Below are 19,002 nucleotides of genomic sequence, written 5' to 3'. Positions count from 1 at the left end.
TGGCTCTCGGCTCTTTAGTTCAGCTTCTCCTCCGCCTGCTCTTTCGCCTGATACTCTTGCACAAGGTCGATTGCATTGCTGATGACATCGCTCAGCGCTACGATAAATGTACCATCCTCCGCCATGCTCATCGCGTGTTTCAGCGCCTCAATCTCTTTGGGAATGATTTCATAAGTAATATCCCTGCCGGTGGAGTGCATACCGTCCAGCAGCAGCCCGTTGATATTCTCCTCCGTTCTGCCCCGCAGGTGTTTCTCGTTTCGGATGATGATATGGTCGAACATTCTGCCGGCGATTCTCCCGCATTCGCGAATGTCCTCATCGCGGCGGTCTCCCACCCCTGAGATGATGCCGATTTTCTTGGTTGCCTGTACATTTTCCAGGAAATCCTCTATCGCGCGGTAGCCGGATGGGTTGTGGGCAAAATCTATCATCACCTGGAAATTTTTAAACTTAAAAATGTTTAGCCTGCCAGGCGTCTGGTGCGCGCTCGGGATGAAGGTGCGCAGCGAGTTGGCAATATCCTCAATGGCGAAGCCGTGCAGGTACGCCGCCAGGCTTGCTGCCAGCGCATTGGCAATCATAAACTTTGCCTTGCCTTCCATCGTTACCGGCACCTGGCTTGCCTTGGTGATGCGGATCTTCCACTCCCCCTTTTTTATGGTAATGTAGCCCTCCTCGTACACACAGCATACACGCCCCAGCCGCGCAAACCTCTGGATGTGTGGGTTGTTCTCATCCAGGCTGAAGAGAGCAACCTTGCAGTCCAGATCGCCGAGGAGCTTCATTGAATACTCATCCTCCGCGTTCAGCACCGCCCAGCCGTCCTTCCTTACACTATCTATCACCACTCTTTTTACCCTGGTTAAATCCTTGAGGGTATGAATGTCGCTCAGCCCGAGATGGTCTTCGGTTATATTCGTAAGCACCCCAATGTCGCACTGGCCGAAGCCCAGGCCACTGCGGAGGATCCCGCCGCGCGCGGTCTCCAGCACGGCGAACTCCACGGTAGGGTCTTTCAAAATGAATTCTGCGGAAGCAGGGCCGGTGGTGTCGCCTTTTGTGAGCATCGTGTTTTGTATGTAGATGCCATCCGAGGTCGTGAAGCCCACGCGATATCCGTTGTTCTTTACAATGTGCGCAATGAGCCTCGTGGTAGTGGTTTTACCATTGGTACCGGTAACTGCAATGATTGGGATGCGGAATTCTTTATCCTGCGGGTACAGCATATCCAGCACGGGCGCGGCTACATTCCTCGGCAGGCCTTCGCTTGGGGAAAGGTGCATGCGGAAGCCCGGCGCGGCATTTACCTCCAGAATTGCGCCGCCGCTTTCTTTCAGCGGTTGCGTAAGGTTGTCTGCCATTACATCTATGCCGCATATATCCAGCCCGATGATGCGCGAGATGCGCTCCGCCATCGCGATATTCTCGGGATGCACCATCTCCGTTACATCTATGGAGGTGCCTCCTGTAGAAAGGTTTGCGGTGGATTTCAGGTATACAATTTCGCCCTTCAGCGGCACGGTTTCCATCGTGTAGTTTAGTTTGTCCAGCAGCGCTTCGGTATCTGCATCCACGGAGATTTCCGTAAGTACATTCTCGTGCCCGTAGCCGCGCCTCGGGTCAGCATTTTCGGTTTCAATAAGCTGCCGGATGCTGCATTCCCCGTCGCCCACCACATGTGCCGGTACGCGGCGTGCTGCGGCTACAAGCTTATGGCTGATGACCAGCAGGCGGAAATCAAAACCTTTGATGTATTTTTCTACTATTACTTTTTGTGAAATTTTCTGCGCTTCTTCAAAACCGTTCAGCACAGTCACCCAGTCTTCAGCATTGATGGTCTGCCCCCTGCCGTGGTTTCCGTTCAGCGGCTTTATCACCAGCGGGAAGCCGAGCCTCTCCACCGCTGCCCTCAGTTCATCTTCGGAGGATACCAGGACCCCCTCTGGCACGGGGATGGCGGCATCCGAGAGTATTTTTTTTGTGGTGTTCTTATTTCCGGCAATATCTACGGCGATGTGGCTGGTACCGCCGGTAACCGTAGCCTGGAAGCGCTGCTGATTGACCCCATAGCCCAGCTGCACTAGGGAATTGCTGCCAAGCCGAAGCCACGGGATTTTGCGTGCCTCCGCTTCTTTCACGATGCTGCTGGTGGAAGGCCCGAGCATGTTTTTCTCCCGGATCTCCTTCAGCTGAAAGATGCAGGCATCGATATCATACTCATCTCCGTCGATGAGCGCCTGGGCTATTTCTACCGCCTGCTCCGCGGCAAAGACACCGGCAGTCTCCTCAAGATAGGCAAACACGACATTGTACACCCCGGGAGTCTTGGTTTCGCGCGTGCGCCCAAAGCCTACTTCCATACCGGCAAGCGTCTGCAGTTCCAGCGCTATGTGCTCTATCACATGCCCCATCCAGGTGCCGTGATCTATGCGGTAGAATAGCCCGCCCGGCTCGCCCTCGGAGCAGCGATGAGTGTACAGCGTAGGCATCAGCGCCTCTATGCGCTCCCGGAATCCAGGAATTTTATTGGTGGGCATCTGCTCCACCTCCTCCAGGTCTAGGCGCATCTGTATCAGTTTATGCCGGCGGATGCTCCAGATATTCGGGCCGCGCAGCACCTGTATTTTTTCTATTTTCATTTTGTATTTGCGTTAAAAAAAAGCGGAAAGTATCCAGGATGCATAATTAATTATTTTCTGGGAATATGCAATGCTTGTGAACAAACATTAGCATCGGCTTTTAGTTATTTATTTTTAATCAAAATTTATTTCTTTAACATACTGAAACCTAAAAGCTGTTTTGAAAAGAAATGACTATAGATTTCTTACTTTTGCAGCTTATGGATGCGAAAGGTAAACTGATAATCATCGGCGGCGCGGTAAACAAAGGCAGCTTCACTGAGATAAGCTACGATGCCGATGTGGAGAGAAATCTCAATTTCTTTGAGCACGGGATTATGCGCAAAATTATTACCGAAACCAAATATGGAGAGGATTCGGTAATAGAAATTGTACCCACCGCATCGCAAATCCCGCAGATCGTAGGGCCTGAGTATAAAAATGCGTTTGAATATCTGGGGGCAAAAAATGTAAACATCCTGGAAATAACCTCCCGGGAACAGGCAAATTCCGACGCTGTAGCCGCGAGGATCAACGCAGCTGATGCCGTGATGTTCACCGGCGGGGACCAGCTCCGCCTGACCTCCATACTTGGCGGTACGCGCTTCCACGATGCGCTGCTCACCAAATACCGCAACGAGCAGTTCCTCTATGCAGGCACTTCTGCAGGGGCTGCGGCGGCATCGGAGGTGATGATTTATCAGGGAAGCAGCTCGGAGGCACTGCTGAAAGGTGAAATAAAAACAACCCAGGGGCTCGGCTTTATCGACGATGTGATTGTGGATACACATTTCGTACAGCGCGGCAGGATAGGCAGGCTTTTCCAGGCGGTAGTGACCAACCCGCGCACTTTGGGCATTGGGCTTGGGGAAGACACCGGGCTCTTCATCCACGAAGGTAAAATGACGGCGGTGGGCTCCGGGCTGGTGATTATCGTAGACGGTTCCGGTATAAAGGATACAAATTTAACGATGATTGAGCTGGGGCAGCCGATCTCCATAGACCATATGATTGTGCATGTGATGAGTATGAACGATGTGTTCGATCTCCGGAGCAAGAATCTTAAAATTGAAAATTCACAATATAGCCTGAATTCCATTTAAAAAAATGAAAATAGCCGTCCACGGGGGCTTCTTCTCGGAAAGCGACCAAAGCATCGAGACGAAAAAAGCCAAGCAGGAATCTTTGAAAAGAATCATCACCGAAGCTTATAATTTTCTGCAAAACCATTCTGCAGCGGAAACTGTAGCATTTGCTGTTTCACTTTTGGAAAATGACGAACTCTTTAACGCAGGCACAGGTTCTCAGATTCAAAGCGACGGCATCATAAGGATGAGCGCTTCAATAATGGATGGTACTTCGCAGAAAATGAGTGGCGTCATTAATATTGAAAATGTAAAAAATCCCATTTTTGTTGCAGAAAAATTAATGCAGGAAGACGACAGGATTTTAGGCGGTGAAGGCGCCAATATTTTCGCCGAGAAAAACGGTTTTGAAAATTACTCGCCGGAAATTCCGCAGCGCCGCGCGGAATTTGAGCAAAAACTGAAAAACGGCGGGAAGGGCACTGTGGGATGCGTGGCTCTCGATAAGCACGGAAACCTTGCCGCTGCTACATCCACCGGCGGAAAGGGTTTCGAAATTCCCGGGCGGATCTCTGATTCCGCAACGGTTGCGGGGAACTTCGCCAATAAGTTTTGCGCAGTCAGCTGCACGGGTGTTGGTGAAGACATCGTGAGCAACGCCACTGCTGCAAAGATTGTAACGAGAGTTTCGGACGGATTTTCTTTGCGGGAAGCCTTCGCCAAAACTTTTGACGAACTGAAGGATATCGGTGGATTTGCAGGCGCTATAGGTGTGGACAGAAACGGGCAGCTTTTTCATCTGGATTCTCACCCTACGATGGTTTTCGCAACATACGACGGGGAAAATTTGGAAATTTTCAATTAGCGAATTCTCAGAAAATTAGCTATTTTTGCTAAAATCTTTAAACAGAAAAAAATGTCTTACGGTCTTCTAGAAGGAAAGAAGGGAATTATATTCGGTGCGCTGAACAATCAATCCATCGCGTGGAAAGTTGCAGAGCGCTGCCACGAAGAGGGGGCGGAATTCATCCTCTCCAATGCGCCCATAGGCCTCAGAATGGGCGAGCTGAACGAGCTTGCGGAGAAAACCGGCTCGGAAATCATCGGCGCAGATGCTACCTCTGTGGAGGATCTTGAAAAACTTTTTGATGCCGCCGAAGAGAAATACGGCAAGCTGGATTTCATTCTTCATTCCATCGGGATGTCCGTAAATGTGCGGAAGGGTAGGCACTATACGGACATGAATTACGACTGGACTGCGAAGGGCTGGGATATTTCTGCCGGGAGCTTCCACAAAATCCTACAGACCGTATGGAAAAAAGACCTTATGAATGAGTGGGCATCCATTCTTGCGCTCACCTACATCGCTGCGCAGCGCAACTTCCCAGATTATAACGATATGGCGGACAACAAGGCCTATCTGGAGAGCATCGCGAGATCCTTCGGCGTGTATTTTGGTGAAAGAAAAGTGCGTGTGAATACCATCTCTCAGTCGCCTACGCCTACTACGGCCGGGACGGGTGTGAAAGGATTCGGCGGTTTTATCAGCTTTGCGGAGGATATGTCGCCGCTCGGCAATGCCACTGCGGATGAGTGCGCAGATTTCTGCGTTGCGATGTTCAGTGATCTTACAAGGAAAATCACTATGCAAAACCTCTATCACGACGGAGGTTTCAGCGCAATGGGTGTCTCGCAAAAAGTTATCGACCGATACACGGGGGAAAATTAATTTTGGCGTGAATATTGAAATTCATTGGGGAAAAATTTTAGATCCGATGAATATTTTTAAGAAGTTAATTTTTTCAGCTCCGATATTGATAGCAGGTACCGCGGCTGCTCAACATTCTCTCACTGTAAATATTTCCAACCTGAAGGCAGGCAAAGGCAAGGTGGAAATTGGTATTTATAATAAGGCGGAAGGATTCCTGAAGCCGGATAAAGTCTATATCGGGGAAAAGGTAAAAGTAGGGGGCGCCTCCACGCTTTCCTATACATTCCGCGACCTGCCGGCGGGAGATTATGCAGTTGCCGTTTACCAGGACGAAAACAGCAATGGCAAGGCGGATACAAATATGATAGGAATCCCGAAAGAGGGCTTCGGTTTTTCGAATAATGTAAAACCAAAATTGAGCCCGCCAACATTCACTCAAACAAAATTTACGCTCATCCAAAATAAAAGCATTAATATTACTCTGCTAAATTATTGACATTCAGAAAATTAAAAAAATTAAAGCAGGTTAATTTCTGCTCCATTATTTTTAATTAATTTAAATTAGCATTTTTCATCGAAATGCCGTAAATTTGTAGAGGAAAATTTTTAAACAATATATTATGTCATTAGTTGGAAGACAGTTTCCCAATGTTACTGTGGACGCAATGTCCGAAATGGGTGATGATCTGAGAATCAACATTTTCGAAGAAGCTACGAAGAACAAGCAAAAGGTGCTCCTGTTCTGGTATCCTAAGGATTTTACCTTCGTTTGCCCTACGGAGCTTCACGCTTTTCAGGAAGCCTTGGGCGAATTTGAGAAGAGAAATACCAAGGTAATCGGCGCATCCTGTGATACGAACGAAGTGCACTTTGCGTGGCTAAACACGCCTAAAGACAACGGCGGAATTGAGGGCGTAACCTACCCTATCCTTGCTGATACGCACCGCCAACTTGCCGGAATCCTGGGCATTCTGGATCAAGATTTTGAATATGATGATGATGGCAACGAAATCTTTACCGGTGGAAATGTAGCCTACAGAGCAACTTACCTTGTGGATGAGGATGGAAAAATTTTCCACGAATCTGTAAACGATATGCCGCTTGGAAGAAATGTTCAGGAATATCTACGCCTCATCGACGCTTACACTCACGTACAAAAGCACGGCGAAGTTTGCCCGGCAAACTGGGAAGAAGGCAAGGATGCAATGAGCGCCAACAGAACTTCTACGGCGGAATACCTTTCAAAACACTAAGATTATGTTTACCGAATTAAGCGAAGACAATCTGCAAGAGCTTGTAAATCAGCACGATAAAGTGATGGTTCAGTACGGCGCTTCGTGGTGTGGCAACTGCAGAATTATGAAACCGAAGTTCAAAAAACTGGCGAGCGAAAACGAAGGCGTGGCGTTCTACTATGTGGATGCCGAGAAAATGCCGGAAAGCCGCAAGCTTGCAACCGTGGATAACCTGCCTACTTTTGCTGCCTTTACGAACGGGCAGCTGGTGGATCAGGTGCAGACGAACCAGCAGGCAAGCCTGAACGAACTTTTTGAAAAAATAAAGTAAAGATGAAGCTACCGCAAATACGACAGTTTTACCAAAATCATTCTGCAGAAGATTTGGAAAAAACGCTGGAAGTTTTGGAATCTTTCTGCGAATTTCGCGGAACGAGCGACGAAGATTTGACAGTAGTTGGCGAGATGATTACCAACATCTGTGGTGCGCTGGAAGTGCACGGCAGCGTTGCCAACGGCGTTGCCGAAAAGGATGCGCTGAACGGCTTTGCCCAAAAAGTGATGGGAAGCATCGATAAGCAGTAAGCTGATAATTGAAAATGAAAAGTCCGCAAAATTGCGGACTTTTTTATTCTGTTTCCATTTCTTCTTTTACCGTTTCACCAAAAACTACTTCAGGATTCAGAATTTCCTCAATTACCGCAGCAATCAGCCTCATCGCTTCTGAATTTGAAACGGAAAGGCACAGTGGCTGCATTCCGCGCTTTATCTGCGCAAAACTCCAGATACCTGCCTGCACATCTTTCCCTGCGAACTCTAGCGATTGTTCAGCGAAATAGAGGTAAATAGAAAGCTGAATTGCCTGCCTGTGTTTGTATTTTTGGAGAGAATTATCTTTTACATTTATTGTCAATTCGGATGCAGGCGCAGTTTTATAGTCAATGATTCTCAGTTGCCCGTCCAGCCGGTCGATGCGATCGATGAAACCTTTAAATTTCACATCTGTACCACCGGGCAGTACATACGGAAGATTACTGAAAGCCTTTTCTACATCTAAGATTTCCAGCGAGTGGCCATTTTCAACCAGCGATTTATCATAATGCAGTATCGACAGAACTACCTCCCGCGCGATCTGCATATGAATGTAGTTGATGCCTGTTTCATAATATTCCTGCTGATGCTTCAGCCTTTTCATAGCATGGTCCAATGCTTCTGGAACTGCTGCTAGGGCGGCTTCAAAATCTGCAGCACTCAGCACTTTGTTCAACATTACTTTGTAAAGAAACTCGAGCGAATAATGTACGAGATTACCGTAATTTTTTTGTGAAACTTCTTCCTCGATTTCCTCCGGCTCCTTCGCGCCAAGAATTTGTTCCAAATAAAACTGGACAGGGTCGTAGAGGTATTGGCTGATGTGGGATGACGAGATTCTCTCTTTCCAAAGGTCAAGCTGCGCGAGAACTGCCGGGGTTTTATGAATTGAAATAACTTCATCCGCAGAAGGCTCCGTAGGGTTGTCGATCACAATATGCTCAATTTTATGTGGGCTTTCCAGCTCAAGTTGAGTTATAAATCGGCTTTTCTCGCCTGTATTCAAACCGGATGAAAGCCCGTTGTAAAGCAGGAAAACGCGCTCAGAATCCTGCAGCAATCTGTAAAAATGATAAGCATAGATGCTGTCGTTTTCCAGGAAAGTGTGCAAATTGAAGCTCTTCCGGACATCAAACGGAAGATAGGTATTCTGCGTATTCCCTAGAGGGAGCTTGCCTTCGTTCACCGAAAGCAGGATGATATTCTTGAAGTTCAAAAGTCGCGTCTCCAGCAGCCCCATTATCTGAAGTCCATCCAGCGGCTCCCCCTCAAAGTCGATAGTTTCCGTGTTAATTATCTGATTTACAACAACTTCTAATGTACTGATATCCAGAGAAATACCAAAAACTTTCAGCTGATTGCCTATGGTGCGGAAAGCTTTCTCGAAGTGCGAAATATTTTCATAAATCACATCATCTGCAGCACTTTCTTTTGCCACAGTACAGAAGTTCAGAAGCTCTTCCAGATAATTTGCGACACTCTCCGGAGGGAGGAATAATTGGTAATATGACAGCCCGGAAAGCATCCCCGACATTTTTGATGGCGAGAGATAGACTATGTTTTTTTCCTTGATTTCTGCCTGAAACTTTGAGATAATCTGCTGATCTTCAATAGATTTAGGCATAATTTCAAGCACCGAAAGCACATCGGAATAATAATAATTCCCTTTCCCTTTTGCCAGCTGCTTCTGGATGTAGAATAATTTTTTAATCCCTATGCTGAATGCTAGATTTTTCACCGGGAACCCCATCGTTATGTTTACTGCGGGCTGTGCGTTCAGGGCGTCCAGGCACGCAGGCAGAAGGTTTTCGTCCAGCAGTACCACCGCGGTCTGAGAATGCTCATCCGCTGGAATTTCTTTGAAAATATCCGGCAGGATTTTCGTTTGTGGAACACTTCCGGAAACTTCAAAAGTTTTAATGCTTTTTTCCCTCCGGAAATCATCCTCAGCCCACCTGAAGGGGCGGTGGGTATTAAACTCGCTCCACCCGCGGTACTCCCGCAGAAAGGCACCCGCCTCCTGCCGCTCATCATCCAGATAGTAGCGGTCGCCCTGGAAGAAACATTTTCCGCGGTCTCGCTGCAGCACTCCCCTGATCAGTTTTTCCTCAAATGGCGTAAGCGCATTAAAACCGCAGAATATAAATTTTTTATCAGAATTTTCAAGAAATTCCGGAATGTTTTCTTTTGCCGCCACACTCTGCATACCCGCCGTGGCGAGACTATCGAGGAGAAGCCGTTTTTTCAGCTCTGGGAGAAACAAAGACATCCGTTTCCAGAAATCAAGATTGCGCCGCCGCGGGGAGTTTTCATCGCCCAGATTCTCTCCCCAGTTTTTTATGCGTTCCTCATCCAGCATCCGCGCGAGAACCGCCTCGTCATTACCGTAAAATTTCATCATATCGTCCCAATCCTTCTGCAGCGTGGGAAACCATTTGATAAAATCCCCGAATTCTTCATCAGAAAAAAGGGAGCTGTACACACGGTAAGCGTAAAGCCAAAGCGGCGCCCCGCTGATTTCCTGCAATCCGGACATCTGCAGCACCAGTTCAGAAATGGTATAAAAATCTGGAAGAATACCGGAATATTCCTTCTCTGCCAGGATTTTTTTTATGAAAATCACCGGTCTTTTCCCTGGCAGGACGATGCTGAGGCTAGATAGATCAGTAGCTTCAGCGAGAAGTGTATCTATAATTTTATTCAGAAATTTCATTTGAGATAAGGGGCTGTCGGGCTAAAAAAGCCGGAAATATTAAGATTTAAAATTGTCTTTCGAGAGGTAAACTACTTTTTTCGTTTCAAAAAAATCTTCCTCAAAAAAGCTTTTCAAGCTGTAGATCTCGCAGCGTAGACCAGCAAGCTCCTCCGCCAGATCGCCCCCCTTCAGGTACAGCACGCCGTTTTGCTTCGCATTAAAGTGTTCCTTTTCAAACTTTCCCCGAAGCCACCGTAGAAACTCCGGCATCTGGGTGACCGCTCGGCTCACTACGAAATGAAATTTTCCCTGCAACTTTTCTGCACGGCCGTGTATTGCCGTTACATTCTGAAGACCAATAGCTTCCGCTACAGCATTTACTACTGAAATCTTTTTTCCGATAGAGTCAATGAGCGTAAAGTGTGATTCAGGAAATAAAATCGCGAGGGGAATGCCCGGGAAACCGCCGCCCGTACCCACATCCAGTACATGGGTGCCCGGCTCAAACTGCAGCACTTTTGCGATGCCGAGCGAGTGCAGAATGTGTTTTTCGTAAAGCGAATCGGTGTCCTTCCGCGAGATTACATTAATTTTTTCATTCCATTCAAAGTAAAGAGGCTGTAGCTGCTCGTATTGCAGCTTCTGCTGCGGAGTAAGTTCCGGGAAGTATTTTTCAATTAGCGCTGCGGACATTTCTATTTTTTTATAAATTTAAAAATCTGCCCGTTTACATTTAAAAAGTATAGCCCAGGAGAAAGTTCCGTAACGCTTATCGGCTGATCAGTAGATACTTTGCCGCTTTTTAAAACCTTCCCTTCTGTATTTAAAATCTGATAAAATTCCCAACCAGAAATCCCGCTCACAGATATTTTAGAAACTGCAGGATTTGGGTAAATTTTCAGTTGAGGGATCCGTGCCGCATCTGCCTGTAGCTGCGCATCCTTCTTCACTACAGAATTTTTTTCAAGTATTTGATAATCATAATTAAATGTAACTGACTGTATAGGAAAATCAATGTCGCGGATGAAGGTTTCATCGTTCATTTTATTGTCCAATACCAAATCTACCACCTCACCATTTGCTCCGGCAACGCGCACGGGCAGCGGCATTTCGAAGAAAGAAACCGACGGATGGCTCTGTGCCTGCTTCACATTCAGGAAAAATTTATTCTGCACCTGATTCCAGCTAATGTTGTACATCGGGTAGCCTTCGCCGTAGATCCAGTCATTGAAAAACTCGGTAAAATCCTGCCCAGTAGAATTTTTCAGGGAAGCTGCAAGATCGGAGGTTTTCGCGTAGCTGTAAGCAAGATCGGGATCCTCCAGATAATTTTTTATTGCTCTGTAAAATTCATCCTCACCCAACACCCACTTTAGCATCCTTACTACAAAGCCGCCTTTTGCATAGCTCAGCCGCCCGCTGAATATCGCGCCCTCATTGTTAAGATTCTCGTCTGCAACATACACGCTGCCCCCCGGGTACGCCGTAATGTAGCTGATCCGGTTCTTAAGGTAAACCTTAAAATCAGCAGGCGACATAAGGAGCTTTTCATTCACCAGGTGTTCGCCAAAGGTTGCGAAGCCCTCGTTCAGCCAGATGTCATTCCAGCTGGCACAAGTAATTTTGTCGCCAAACCACTGGTGGGCAAGCTCGTGGGCTATGGTGGTCAGTTCCCAGCTGCTCATGGAGGACATCGTCTGGTGCTCCATACAGGTGCCGCGTTCGCTGAACTGCATATGGCCGTATTTTTCCTTTCGGAAGGGGTACAGCCCGAAGTGATTTTCAAATAAGACCATAGCAGGTTTCGTCCAGGCTATGGAAGCAAGTACGCTGGAGTTCTGCGCCGTATGCGGATAGAGGTAATTTACAAATGGAAATGCTGGCTGGAGCCCGATGCTATCGTAAAATTTCTCATAATTGCTGATGCCGAGGGCTATGAGGTATGCAGCAGTAGGATATTCCGTGCGCCAGAATGTCAGTTTTTTCCCATCAGGCAGGATATTTTCCGAAACCAGCCTGCCGTTGGAGGCTACGCTGTATTTTGCATCGGTGATTATTTTTATATCAAACCTGTCTATCTTGTCATTCATACTTTGCTTGGTGGGGAACCATTCCCTCGCTCCGTACGGCTCCGAAAGGGTGTAAAGCACGGGGGCTCCGGCGGGCGTTCTGGTAGTTACAAAGGCGCGGCTGCGGCTATCCGGCGCGCCGGAATATTCCACCGAAAGAGAATCCTGCACCCCAGCCTTCAGAGTTTGCGGAAGGGTGATTTTAAGTTCCTTGCTGCTTAGCTGGGCAAACTCCAAGGCCTGCCCGTGATAGCTCACCCGGGAAACCTTGAGCCTATCAGCAAGGTCGAAATATATCGAAGCCGTTTCCTGATTTGGCACAAAATGCGTGGTAACCATCCCTGCCACCTTTTGAATTTCAGGATCTAGCTCGAGCTCCAGCCGCTGGTAGGTTAGGTCGTAGTTTTCCGTATTAGGGTTAATATTATTGAGCGCTGAGCGCACCTGATAAGAGTTTTGAGACAGTAGAAATGCAGAGTGCAATAGGGCGAGAAGCGCAAATGATCTATTTTTCATCATCTTTAAAATATTCATCCAAAAATAAAAAACCTTTCCGGAAAATCCGAAAAGGCTTTGAAATTTATGACGATATTTTATAATTCTGTGGCTGGCTCCAGCAGCTGCTGCATCCTGATTTTCAGTTGATCCACCGATCCTGAATAATTATTTATCAGCATAGAAAATACTAAAGTCTCGTTCTGGTATGTCTGAATGTAGCCTGCCAGTGCTTTTACCCTGTTCAGCGTGCCGGTTTTGGCGAAAATCCTTCCATTGTTGTAATCTTTAAACCAGCTTTTCAAAGTACCTGTCTGCCCGCCAATGGGTAGTGAGGCGTAGAAATCTTGGTAATATGGCTTCTCCATAATTTCGGTGAGGAATTTCACCTGCGCCATCGGCGTTACATAATTGCTGCGGGAAAGCCCGCTGCCGTCAGCATAATTGAAGCCGTTTTTATCAAAATTCACTTCCTGCAGGTGCTTGTCCACTGCCGCTCTGCCGCTTTCCGAGGTATGGTCACCATATTTCTGGAAGCCCACCATCCGCATCAGGGCCTCGGCGAGGGCATTGTCGCTACGCTGATTGGTGTCGTATACGATATCTGCAAGAAGCGGCGACCGGTATGCCGTGATAATTTTCCGAGGCTCCGGCGATGCGTCAATTATTTTAACGCTTACCGCCCCAGAGACAGGGATGCCGCTCTTCACAAGGGAGGTCTTCAGCGAATTGCCAAGGTAAGCAGGCGGCTGCGCTATATTGGTAGAAAGGCTACCCCCCGAATATTCATCCGTAAATGCCATCTTGCCGGTGTACGGCGAAACATAAAAATAGCGCTGCTTACTTTGCCCCAGAGCCTTTGTAGCTACCAAGCGCTCGCTTTGTGGATTTACATCTTTCGTGCTTCCGGCAGGAAGGTAATATTTCGGCAGCTCTCTCCACACGATGTTTTCCGGGAGTGTGGAAAGTTTGCTGTCCTTATATACCGCCGTTTGCATAATGATATCGCCATTCACCCGCCGTATGCCGCGTTCCTGGATGGCATATTTAAAATCTGAAGCCACGGAGCCATATGTGGATGCCCCCGCCTTGCCGGTGCCCAGCGAAGGATCCCCGCTGCCCACGATGTAGAGATTTCCGTTCAGTACTCCTTGCTCGTCTATCTCCCCGGAATACTCCAGCTGGGTGGTCCAGGAAAATTTTGGCCCCAGGAGCGCCATTGCCGCATCCGTGGTAAGGAGCTTAGTAGTAGATGCAGGGATGAAGGCAGCATTTTCATTGAAGGAAGATATTATTTTTTTAGTCTTCGGATTATAAACCACATAGCCCCAGTCTGCATTGCGAAGTACGGGATCGGTCATCATCCTGTCTATCACCTGGTCAAGCCTTTGCTTTGCGGAAAAATCAGAAGATGTTTTCTCAGAAGTTGTTACTGACTGGTTCGCGTACATTTGCGGGTAAAAAACCGCGGTAGGCGCAGAGGTTTGCGCAATGGCAAAATTGCAGAATGCCACCGCCGCGCCGAGTAATTTATTTTTAAAATTCATTTTATTTAAAGTAACCGCATCTGCGACTTTTTACGAAGCAAAATTATAAACAAATGTTTAAAACATCTTTCAAGGATATGGTAAGATTTTTTAAAAATGCGTTAAATTTTGTTAATAATCCACAGTAAGTGAAAGCTTTATACTCTGATAGGCAGTAACTTCCCGAAATTCTGCCAAAGCCCGCCGCAGCATTTTTCTGTACATATGAAACCTTCTCCCGCGCGGCAGCTTCAGCAAGATTTGATTATGGTAAAGCGTATTGATTTTTGGAATCGGTGCCTTCTCCGGGCCGAGAACGCTTTCATCCGGCAGATAATTCCTTAGCACTGAGCCAAGAAATTTAGCAGCACGGTCATTTTTTTCTTCCTTTCTGTGTTTCAGTTCTATCATTATCATTTTCGTAAAAGGAGGATAATGATAATTCTTCCGTTCGGTCAGGAAATAATTATAAATCTCTGAATAATTATTTTCCATAATCAGCCGGAAAACCGAATGCTGGGGGTTGTAGGTCTGTATCAAAACCTCCCCATTCCCGGACTTTCTGCCTGCCCTGCCCGCCGCCTGAGTTATGAGCTGGTAGGCGCGCTCCTCCGCTCGGAAGTTCTGCACATACAGCAGGTGATCTGCCCTGGGAATGCCCACCAGGTCGATATTGGCGAAATCCAGTCCCTTGGTTATCATCTGTGTGCCTACGATAATATCCGCCTCGCCCGTACTGATTTTCTCGTAAAGTTTTTCGTAGGCAAATTTCCTTCGCATACTGTCCACATCCATTCGCTCCACGCCTGCTTCGGGAAATATTTTTATGAGTTCCTCCTGAATCTGCTCCACGCCTACTCCACGCGCCAAAAGCTGTTCAGAAAGGCATTTCGGGCACTGCACCGGCTTAGCCGCCCGCTGTCCGCAGTAGTGGCATTTCATTTCGTTCGCCTCTTTGTGGTACGCCATCACCACATCGCAATTACTGCAATAGGCCACATAGCCGCATTGCGCACACTCCACCACAGTGGCGAAGCCGCGGCGGTTGTGCAGTACGATGCTTTGCTTCTTCTCGGAAATTTTCTCCGCTAATGCGCCCAGCAATTTTTCGGAAAAATCTCCCCTTACGGCCTTGGTATCCAGCGCTTGTTTAAAATCAATAAGCTGAACCTTCGGCTCCGCCGTACCTCCAAATCTTTGTCCGAGAAAAATATATTCCAGCTTCCCCATCTGCGCTGCATAATAGCTTTCCACAGAAGGTGTAGCACTTCCGAGAATTGCCCTAGCGCGATACAAATCTGCCAATACAAGCGCGGCATCCCGCGCGTGAAAGTTTGGAGAAACATCCCTGGGGCGGTAGCTTGCGTCGTGTTCTTCATCTACAATAATAAGCCCTAAATTTTGAAAAGGAAGAAATAATGATTGCCTAGTTCCGATTAACAATTTTACATCATTATGCCTTATTTTTTTCCAAATTTCAATTTTCTCAAAATCGGAGAGTTTCGAGTGATAGTACGCCAGGGCGCTCCCGAATTTCTTCTCTAGGCGAGACGATATTTGCTTGGTAAGACTGATTTCCGGAACCAGGAGTAATGCTGTTTTGCCGCTATGGATGCAATCTTCAATTTTTTTTAGGTATAAATGTGTTTTCCCTGAAGAAGTCACCCCGTGAAGCAATACATTTTTACCCAAAGAAAATGATTCATCAATTTTCACTAAAACTTCCTGCTGGGCGGCACTCAGCATTTCCGCTGCCTCCAGCTCGCCGGTATATGAATTTATTCTGTCTTGCACCAGGTAAAACTCCTCAGCCAAGCCTTTGTCTATCAAGCCCTTAAGATGGGCATTGCCAAAATTTCCTTCTGCAAAAATTTCTGATTTCCTTGCTGGCGCGTCGGTAGCAGTCTGGAATTCAAGGATTTTTAAGAATAAATCCTGCTGCCTGGGCGAACGCTTTAGGCTGAGCAGGATCTCGGGGATTTGGGATTTTATTTCGTGTAAATTTCTAATACCGATAAAAGCCACTTCCTTCGGCTGGTAACGCTCAGCAATCTTCTCATCCACCTCGATATATTCCAGGTCAATAAGGGAATTGATGGTTTTAATGATTTCTTTCTTCGGGATAAAAGCCTCAATATCAGAAAGATTCACCATTTGCCTTACTTCCAGTGCCTGGAGGAGATAGATTTCATTGCTATCTAGAAGTGCATAATCAATTTCAGCACCAGGCTTCAGTTTCAGGTAAGTTTCGCTTTCCAGCTTTAGAGAGGCGGGAAATGCAAACCGATAGATTTCCCCCAGATTGCTCAGATAATAATCTGCCAGCCACTCCCAGAATTTCAGTTGCTCCGGCGGCAGGATCGGCGCGGAATCCAGAACGCTGATGATTTCCTTCGGTTTGAAATTTTCGGGAGAATTTTCGTGCACGCTGAAAACCACCCCTGTGTACACCTTTCTGCCCCGAAATGGCACCAGAACGCGCATTCCCGGCAAAACCGCAGCCTTTAGCGCAGATGGAATTTCGTAGGTAAATGTGCCCTCGAGATTCAGCGGCAGGATGATTTCAGCAAAATTCAATTTTTATCAGATTCCAGATGGTCAGGAATTCTTTTTCCGGTCGCTTACCAGCAGCGAGAGAGCTGCGATCCCGGCAATACCGAGGGCTATCTTTTTGCGGTAGTCTCCTGCGCCGCGGCGTTTCAGCTCCTTGCGGATTAGGCTCAGCTCTCGCCCCGTCTGCCCTGCTACGGAAGTGTTTTCCATGGCGCGGCGCACCAGATACGGTACCACTTCCTTTACGCTGCCATAAGGTAGATATTTTGCCGCATTGTAATTTTTAGCTCCGAGGAAATATGTGATATTATCGCTCATCCCGTAAAGCTGCCCGAAATGTATCCGCTCGTCATCATTGGCTAGGCCTGCCTCTGTCATTTTCCGCATAACCAGCTCCATAGAATACTCATTATGGGAGCCGAAGAAGGCCGACACCCTGTCCAAATTTCTCAGCACAAAATCAATTGCTGAGTTATAATTCGCATCCGTGGCGGCTTTATCCGGCTGAATAGGATCCGGATAACCCAGCGCGGCAGCCCTCGCGCGCTCCTTTTCCATGTAGGCGCCACGGACAAATTTATAGCCGAGGAAATAATTTTTCTCCTTCGCTCTTTGCAGATCTTCCTCCAGATATTCCTGCCTGCCGGTGCGGTACATCTGCACGGTATTCCATACGATAGCCTTTTCACGGTTGTATTTCGCCATCATCTCATTGGTAAGGTCGTCGGCAGCATCCTGAAGCCAGGTTTCTTCCGCATCCACCATTATGCGCACATCGCGCTGCTGAGCCTCCGCGCAGGCTTTATCGAAACGGTGCACTACGCGCTCCCACTCTGCTTTCTCTTCCGCGGAAAGTTTTTCAGGGCTGTGGGCAGTTTTATCAAAAATTTCTATCCTGCCGAAGCCGCTCGGCTTAAAAACCACAAAGGGTACCGCAGGATTCCCCTCCGCAAATTTTATATTTTGGATAATTTCTGCAAGGGTTTCATCAAAATCCTCCTCCTTTTCTATGCCTTCTTTGGAATAATCGAAAATACTTCCGATATGGTTGCGGAAGAGTTCCTTCACCACCTCGCGGCTTTCCTCCCTATCTACACCGCCCACAAACTGGGCAAAAAGTGTATTTTTAACAAGTTCTTCGGCAAAAGGCAGATTTTTTTCTACTGCAAAATTCAGAAAACGGGAACCTGCATAGGCGAGAAACGGCGACTTTAGCGAGCCAAATAGCAGCTGCGATTTCCTTAGTTCCGCGGTAGATTTATTTTTGAATGCAATCTCAGTATCAGTAAAAACGGACATAATTTTAAAAAATAATTCACAAATTTACGCAACTGGGCGGGATAGTGAAAGGCTTTTTGGTTTAATTTTGCACAAAAAAGCGATGCTGCAGAAGCTGGACAAAGATTTCCGTGCCCTGAATGAATTTCTTTCAGAAAAAAAATTTACAAAACTTTTTTTCCTCACGGACGAAAACACGCACCAGCACTGCCTGCCGCTGCTTCTTGCCAGTCTGGAGACAGACACGCCGTACGAGATTATAGAAATTGAAAGCGGAGAGGGATCAAAAAACATAGGCACCGCCATACAGCTCTGGGAAATTCTTACGGAATTTCGGGCGGATAGGCACTCACTACTCGTCAATCTCGGGGGCGGGGTGATTACGGATCTGGGAGGCTTCGCGGCATCGGTGTACAAGCGCGGCATCCCGTTTATCCACATACCTACCACCCTGCTTGCGATGTGCGATGCGGCACTGGGCGGCAAAACGGGCATCGATCATTGGTCGGTAAAAAACCTGGTTGGCACATTCGCACTCCCGAAAGCCGTTTTTTTATATCCTGAATTTCTTAAAACTCTGGAATTTCGCGAGCTGCGCAGCGGTTTTGCAGAAATGCTGAAGCACGGGTTGATCGCCGACCGATGCCACTGGCAGGAGCTCATTGAAATAAAAACCATAAATTCTGAAACGCTTTCGCCACTGATCAGGCGATCGATGGAGATAAAAAACTCTATCGCAGCGCAGGATTTTCAGGAAAAAAACATCCGGAAAATTCTGAACTTCGGCCACACCATCGGGCACGCGGTGGAGAGCGTTTTCCTGGCAGCCGGCACGCCGCTGGCGCACGGCGAGGCGGTGGCGGCAGGGATGATGGCAGAGGCAAAACTGGCGGAAAACTTAGGGCTGATCAACACTCCGGAGATGGATGAAGTTTCTGAAAATATCCTTAAATTTTTCCCGGTTCCGGATCTGTCCCTCTGTGAAAACTCCGACCTCATCCGCCTGATGCAGAATGACAAAAAGAACAGGGACAGACGAATCAGTTTCTCGCTGATTGACGGCATAGGCAGCTGCAGATACGATGTAACGGCAGACGATGCTCAGGTAGAAAAAGCGCTGAATTTCCTCAGGGTGATTTAAAT

General features: G+C 47.4%; 15 protein-coding genes. 8 read left to right on the top strand and 7 right to left on the bottom strand.

Translation table 11 applies throughout. From position 1 onward, the window contains the following. Nucleotides 1-14: 14 nt before the first annotated feature. The gene (gene cphA, locus IMZ16_RS00645; RefSeq protein ID WP_073178389.1) at nucleotides 15-2,642 is read right to left on the bottom strand and encodes a cyanophycin synthetase; all 2,628 of its coding nucleotides are present in this window, start codon (nucleotides 2,640-2,642) and stop codon (nucleotides 15-17) included. A 200-nt stretch (nucleotides 2,643-2,842) separates the two neighbouring features. Here cphA and IMZ16_RS00640 point away from each other — a divergent pair, with 200 nt between their 5' ends. From IMZ16_RS00640 to IMZ16_RS00610, 7 genes are all read left to right on the top strand, one after another. After that, nucleotides 2,843-3,724: a cyanophycinase gene (locus IMZ16_RS00640; RefSeq protein WP_193440756.1), complete on the top strand. Its 882-nt coding sequence runs from the start codon at nucleotides 2,843-2,845 to the stop codon at nucleotides 3,722-3,724. Between the two features lie 4 nt (nucleotides 3,725-3,728). Then, the gene (locus tag IMZ16_RS00635; protein ID WP_193440070.1) at nucleotides 3,729-4,571 is read left to right on the top strand and encodes an isoaspartyl peptidase/L-asparaginase; all 843 of its coding nucleotides are present in this window, start codon (nucleotides 3,729-3,731) and stop codon (nucleotides 4,569-4,571) included. Between the two features lie 51 nt (nucleotides 4,572-4,622). After that, entirely contained in the window at nucleotides 4,623-5,435 is an 813-nt protein-coding gene (locus IMZ16_RS00630; RefSeq protein ID WP_193440069.1) for an enoyl-ACP reductase FabI, read from the top strand. A gap of 85 nt (nucleotides 5,436-5,520) precedes the next feature. Then, the gene (locus IMZ16_RS00625) at nucleotides 5,521-5,913 is read left to right on the top strand and encodes a DUF2141 domain-containing protein (RefSeq protein WP_227411528.1); all 393 of its coding nucleotides are present in this window, start codon (nucleotides 5,521-5,523) and stop codon (nucleotides 5,911-5,913) included. Nucleotides 5,914-6,037: 124 nt separating this feature from the next. Next, nucleotides 6,038-6,670, top strand: a complete 633-nt coding sequence (locus IMZ16_RS00620; RefSeq protein WP_193440067.1) for a peroxiredoxin — start codon at nucleotides 6,038-6,040, stop codon at nucleotides 6,668-6,670. A gap of 4 nt (nucleotides 6,671-6,674) precedes the next feature. Beyond that, nucleotides 6,675-6,983, top strand: coding sequence for a thioredoxin family protein (locus IMZ16_RS00615; protein ID WP_193440066.1), 309 nt, complete (start codon nucleotides 6,675-6,677; stop codon nucleotides 6,981-6,983). Between the two features lie 2 nt (nucleotides 6,984-6,985). Then, a complete protein-coding gene (locus tag IMZ16_RS00610; RefSeq protein WP_073178399.1) occupies nucleotides 6,986-7,237 on the top strand; it encodes a DUF6952 family protein in 252 nt (83 codons plus the stop codon). 43 nt (nucleotides 7,238-7,280) lie between these two features. On the opposite strand, the gene IMZ16_RS00605 is transcribed toward IMZ16_RS00610, so the two are convergent. The 6 genes from IMZ16_RS00605 to IMZ16_RS00580 all read right to left on the bottom strand — a co-directional run bounded on the left by IMZ16_RS00605 (nucleotide 7,281) and on the right by IMZ16_RS00580 (nucleotide 17,880). Then, the gene (locus IMZ16_RS00605) at nucleotides 7,281-9,956 is read right to left on the bottom strand and encodes a PD-(D/E)XK nuclease family protein (protein ID WP_193440065.1); all 2,676 of its coding nucleotides are present in this window, start codon (nucleotides 9,954-9,956) and stop codon (nucleotides 7,281-7,283) included. Between the two features lie 39 nt (nucleotides 9,957-9,995). Beyond that, complete coding sequence (gene rsmG, locus IMZ16_RS00600) at nucleotides 9,996-10,631, bottom strand: 16S rRNA (guanine(527)-N(7))-methyltransferase RsmG (protein WP_193440064.1); 636 nt, start codon at nucleotides 10,629-10,631, stop codon at nucleotides 9,996-9,998. Nucleotides 10,632-10,633: 2 nt separating this feature from the next. Next, nucleotides 10,634-12,526 carry a M1 family aminopeptidase gene (locus IMZ16_RS00595; RefSeq protein WP_193440063.1) on the bottom strand — a complete coding sequence of 631 codons (1,893 nt, stop codon included), beginning with the start codon at nucleotides 12,524-12,526 and terminating at the stop codon, nucleotides 10,634-10,636. Nucleotides 12,527-12,600: 74 nt separating this feature from the next. After that, nucleotides 12,601-14,049 (bottom strand): D-alanyl-D-alanine carboxypeptidase/D-alanyl-D-alanine endopeptidase, encoded by a 1,449-nt coding sequence (dacB, locus tag IMZ16_RS00590; protein WP_193440062.1) that lies wholly within the window; start codon nucleotides 14,047-14,049, stop codon nucleotides 12,601-12,603. Nucleotides 14,050-14,160: 111 nt separating this feature from the next. After that, a complete protein-coding gene (gene priA, locus IMZ16_RS00585) occupies nucleotides 14,161-16,605 on the bottom strand; it encodes a replication restart helicase PriA (protein WP_193440061.1) in 2,445 nt (814 codons plus the stop codon). Between the two features lie 21 nt (nucleotides 16,606-16,626). After that, on the bottom strand, nucleotides 16,627-17,880 hold the full coding sequence (locus tag IMZ16_RS00580) for a proline dehydrogenase family protein (protein WP_193440060.1): 1,254 nt from the start codon (nucleotides 17,878-17,880) through the stop codon (nucleotides 16,627-16,629). Between the two features lie 82 nt (nucleotides 17,881-17,962). Between IMZ16_RS00580 and aroB the strand changes: the two genes are divergently transcribed. Further along, nucleotides 17,963-19,000, top strand: coding sequence for a 3-dehydroquinate synthase (aroB, locus tag IMZ16_RS00575; RefSeq protein WP_193440059.1), 1,038 nt, complete (start codon nucleotides 17,963-17,965; stop codon nucleotides 18,998-19,000). Nucleotides 19,001-19,002 lie beyond the last annotated feature (2 nt).

Origin of the sequence: Cruoricaptor ignavus, assembly GCF_014961145.1 — a bacterium.
Taxonomy (GTDB): Bacteria; Bacteroidota; Bacteroidia; order Flavobacteriales; family Weeksellaceae; genus Cruoricaptor; species Cruoricaptor ignavus.
The sequence above is the reverse complement of the archived record's forward strand: the minus strand, read 5'-3'. Positions and strand labels throughout refer to the sequence as shown.

What these genes read in the sequence shown, in the direction of transcription:
- dacB (WP_193440062.1), bottom strand. Translation starts at nt 14,049, where the DNA reads ATGAATTTTAAAAATAAATTACTCGGCGCGGCGGTGGCATTCTGCAAT.
- IMZ16_RS00620 (WP_193440067.1), top strand. Translation starts at nt 6,038, where the DNA reads ATGTCATTAGTTGGAAGACAGTTTCCCAATGTTACTGTGGACGCAATG.
- IMZ16_RS00605 (WP_193440065.1), bottom strand. Translation starts at nt 9,956, where the DNA reads ATGAAATTTCTGAATAAAATTATAGATACACTTCTCGCTGAAGCTACT.
- aroB (WP_193440059.1), top strand. Translation starts at nt 17,963, where the DNA reads ATGCTGCAGAAGCTGGACAAAGATTTCCGTGCCCTGAATGAATTTCTT.
- cphA (WP_073178389.1), bottom strand. Translation starts at nt 2,642, where the DNA reads ATGAAAATAGAAAAAATACAGGTGCTGCGCGGCCCGAATATCTGGAGC.
- IMZ16_RS00640 (WP_193440756.1), top strand. Translation starts at nt 2,843, where the DNA reads ATGGATGCGAAAGGTAAACTGATAATCATCGGCGGCGCGGTAAACAAA.
- IMZ16_RS00595 (WP_193440063.1), bottom strand. Translation starts at nt 12,526, where the DNA reads ATGATGAAAAATAGATCATTTGCGCTTCTCGCCCTATTGCACTCTGCA.
- IMZ16_RS00615 (WP_193440066.1), top strand. Translation starts at nt 6,675, where the DNA reads ATGTTTACCGAATTAAGCGAAGACAATCTGCAAGAGCTTGTAAATCAG.
- IMZ16_RS00580 (WP_193440060.1), bottom strand. Translation starts at nt 17,880, where the DNA reads ATGTCCGTTTTTACTGATACTGAGATTGCATTCAAAAATAAATCTACC.
- IMZ16_RS00630 (WP_193440069.1), top strand. Translation starts at nt 4,623, where the DNA reads ATGTCTTACGGTCTTCTAGAAGGAAAGAAGGGAATTATATTCGGTGCG.
- IMZ16_RS00610 (WP_073178399.1), top strand. Translation starts at nt 6,986, where the DNA reads ATGAAGCTACCGCAAATACGACAGTTTTACCAAAATCATTCTGCAGAA.
- IMZ16_RS00635 (WP_193440070.1), top strand. Translation starts at nt 3,729, where the DNA reads ATGAAAATAGCCGTCCACGGGGGCTTCTTCTCGGAAAGCGACCAAAGC.
- rsmG (WP_193440064.1), bottom strand. Translation starts at nt 10,631, where the DNA reads ATGTCCGCAGCGCTAATTGAAAAATACTTCCCGGAACTTACTCCGCAG.